Raw genomic sequence first — 3,152 nt, 5'->3', positions numbered from 1 at the left:
GGTCAGCGACGGTCGGCGGCGGCGGGTGGCGGGGGCCGGCTGCCAGAGGTGCGATCTCATGATGCAACGGGCGCAGTGGACGTACACCTGGGTGATCTGGATCTGCAGAATGCCGGTTGTGTGAGAGCTGACCGTGCCGTTCAGTCGCAGGGTTTCGCCGACGCCTGGCAGCAGGAAAACGAAGGAAACTCCGCCGCCGAGCATTTGTTCCTGGGCAGGCAGCGCGAAGGAGATGCGGGCGGGGGAATGGACGCGGACGAAACCGGGCGAACCGCCGACGAAGGTGGTCCGGCGATGTCCGGTGGCGTCGAGATAACCGAACCCGGCGAGGGGGGAACGGGCGATCACGGCACGGCAGCCGTCATCGAGCCGATCGAGCTGCTTCATCATGACCAGCGGGTTGGCCTGCCCCACAACGGCCTCGACCCGGTCCACCGTCGTTATCATATTTCCCCAGCTCATGACACTATTGTGAGCTGATATTCAGATACTTCGCCACTCGCTTCCGGGGCCGGAAAGGAAAGGCTCATGCCGTCGGAGAAACCCGCACGTCGCAAGCCTCGCCAGGTACGAGCTGAGCTCACGCGGGATCGGATTCTGAACGCCGCTGCTCACATTTTCACCGAGTACGGCTATGCCGCCGGCACCACGAATCGCATCGCCGAGCGGGCCCGCGTCTCGATCGGCTCGCTGTACCAGTACTTCCCGAACAAGGACGCCATCCTGGCCGAGCTGGTCCTCAATCACATCGACGAGGGCGGCGCGGACACACCCATCACTGACTCACCGGACCGCGATCTTGAGACGGTGCTGCGCCTGTTCGTGCGTAAAACGATCGACAATCACCGGGCGGATCCACGACTCCTGCGCCTCATGCTCGAAGAAGCCCCACTGTCGCCCGACCTTCTCACCAAGATCATCCGGTACAGCCACAAGCGCATCGCCCAGCTCAAGCACGTGCTGGCCACGCATCCCGAGGTGCGGGTAACCGACCTCGACATGGCAGCCCGGTTGATCGAGAACACCGTCGAGCTGGTCACCCACAAACTGATGGCCGAGTCCGTTGAGGCCCAGCGTCTCGAGAACGAGCTCGTAGCCATGCTGAGCCGCTATCTGCGCGGCTGATACCCCTGGAGAAAAGGCGAAAGGGCGCCCCTGCACCGGGACGCCCTCGTATTGCCTGTAGGGGATTAGTTGGAGTTAGACATCTTGTCCGCGCCGCGCCACGTGAAATCGGGGTCGGCCGCGTACTGCACCGCGATCTTCACCAAGTCCTCGGCGTAGCGGTTGGCGTGGTGTCCGCAGAACACCAGCTCACCGCCACCCGCCAGGGTCAGACGGAGCTTACCGGCTGCATTGCAGCGGTCGCACCGTTCATCGGCTGCTGTTCCGGCCACGCTTCCCGCCGGCGGCGTGAGAGTCGGGGTCATCGCCTTCCTCCTCTGGTCGTCACCGATGAACATGTTCCTCGGCTACCGTTCACCCATCGTGCAACACCCTTGGCCGTTGCAGCCTTCCCACTGTGCCCTAGGGGGACCCAAGTCACACGTGGTCCGGCTAGTGTGCCGTGCTCCAAGGGTGCCACGTCAACGATCACTTCTGCACAACGGTCTGATGACCACCCATGGATGTACGGGTAGTGACCAAAAAGGCACGCAATGTTGACGGGAAGCTACCAAATGCCGTATTGATCAAGATGTACGTGCCTCGGTGGGATTACGCCAACGGCGGAAAAGAAACGCGCCACCGGCCTGTTCGCCGGTGGCGCGTCACCTGGTGCAGATGTCAGTCGAGGTAGTCGCGCAGCACCTGCGAGCGCGACGGGTGACGCAGCTTCGACATCGTCTTCGACTCGATCTGGCGGATGCGCTCGCGGGTCACGCCATAGACCTGGCCGATCTCGTCAAGCGTGCGCGGCTGGCCATCGGTCAGGCCGAAGCGCAGCCGGACCACGCCCGCCTCGCGCTCGGAGAGCGTCTGCAGCACCTGCTGGAGCTGGTCCTGCAGCAGCGAGAACGAAACCGCGTCGACGGCCACGACCGCCTCGGAGTCCTCGATGAAGTCACCGAGCTGGCTGTCACCTTCGTCGCCGATGGTCTGGTCCAGCGAGATGGGCTCCCGGGCGTACTGCTGGATCTCCAGCACCTTTTCCGGGGTGATGTCCATCTCCTTGGCCAGCTCCTCCGGGGTGGGCTCGCGGCCCAGGTCCTGGAGCAGCTCGCGCTGGATGCGGCCGAGCTTGTTGATGACTTCGACCATGTGCACCGGGATGCGGATGGTGCGGGCCTGGTCGGCCATGGCGCGGGTGATGGCTTGGCGGATCCACCAGGTGGCGTAGGTGGAGAACTTGTAGCCCTTGGTGTAGTCGAATTTCTCGACGGCGCGGATGAGGCCGAGGTTGCCTTCCTGGATGAGGTCCAGGAACGCCATGCCGCGACCGGTGTAGCGCTTGGCCAGCGAGACCACGAGCCGCAGGTTGGCTTCGAGCAGGTGGTTCTTGGCCCGCTCGCCGTCGCGGCCGATCCACTTGAGGTCGCGCTCGAAGTTGCGCTCGAGCTTCTCCTCGCCCTCCTCGCAGGCGCGCAGCCGCTCGGCGGCGTAGAGGCCGGCCTCGATCCGCTTGGCGAGCTCGACCTCCTGCTCGGCGTTGAGCAGCGGGACCTTACCGATCTGCTTGAGATAGGCCCGGACCGAGTCGGCCGAGGCCGTCAGCTCCGCGTCGCGGCGGGCCTGCTTGAGCGCCTCGGACTCCTCGTCGTCCCACTCGAAGTCGCCGTCGGTGGCCGAACTGGCGGCGTCGGTGGCGGCCGCCTGGACCATGGCGGCCGGCTCCTCCACGACGACGTCTTCGATCTCGGCGGCGAGTTCCTCGGGATCGATCTCCTCGCCCTCGGCGGGAGCCTCCCCGGGAGCCGCGGCCTTGGCTGGGCCGGCCTTCTTGGCAGGCGGGCCCGCCTTCTTGGCGACGGCCTTCTTGGCCGGGGCGGCCGGCTGGTCGGCGCCGGTCGCGCTGTCGGCCTGCTTGGGTGCGGGAGCGGCCTTCTTGGCCGCCGGGGGGCGGGTGGCCTTGGCGGTGGTGGCCTTGGAGGCGGGGGGCGCGGCCCGGGCGGGGGGGGCCCCGGGGGGGGGGGGGGGCCCCCGGGCGCGCGCCC

At 66.4% G+C, this 3,152-nt stretch carries 3 protein-coding genes and 1 pseudogene; 1 reads left to right on the top strand and 3 read right to left on the bottom strand.

What is annotated here, in order from left to right:
- Positions 1–435: pseudogene (locus tag TFC3_RS38215) on the bottom strand (hypothetical protein); the annotation flags it as partial.
- Positions 436–528: 93 nt separating this feature from the next.
- Between TFC3_RS38215 and TFC3_RS25460 the strand changes: the two are divergent.
- A complete protein-coding gene (locus tag TFC3_RS25460) occupies positions 529–1,125 on the top strand; it encodes a TetR/AcrR family transcriptional regulator (RefSeq protein ID WP_067504842.1) in 597 nt (198 codons plus the stop codon).
- A 65-nt stretch (positions 1,126–1,190) separates the two neighbouring features.
- Here the strand turns inward: TFC3_RS25460 and TFC3_RS25455 are convergent, their stop codons facing one another.
- Together TFC3_RS25455 and TFC3_RS25450 are read right to left on the bottom strand one after the other, a co-directional pair.
- Entirely contained in the window at positions 1,191–1,430 is a 240-nt protein-coding gene (locus TFC3_RS25455; protein WP_067504839.1) for a hypothetical protein, read from the bottom strand.
- A gap of 355 nt (positions 1,431–1,785) precedes the next feature.
- Positions 1,786–3,152, bottom strand: a 1,367-nt coding sequence (locus tag TFC3_RS25450) for an RNA polymerase sigma factor (RefSeq protein ID WP_236718315.1), incomplete at its 5' end; no start/stop codon positions are given.

The organism is Actinoplanes sp. TFC3 (assembly GCF_001553785.1).
Lineage (GTDB): Bacteria > Actinomycetota > Actinomycetes > Mycobacteriales > Micromonosporaceae > Actinoplanes.
Note: the sequence above shows the minus strand (reverse complement) of the source record. Positions and strands in the feature narration are given on the sequence as shown.

Coding starts and splice junctions, on each gene's coding strand:
- TFC3_RS25460 (WP_067504842.1), top strand. CDS start 529: ATGCCGTCGGAGAAACCCGCACGTCGCAAGCCTCGCCAGGTACGAGCT.
- TFC3_RS25455 (WP_067504839.1), bottom strand. CDS start 1,430: ATGACCCCGACTCTCACGCCGCCGGCGGGAAGCGTGGCCGGAACAGCA.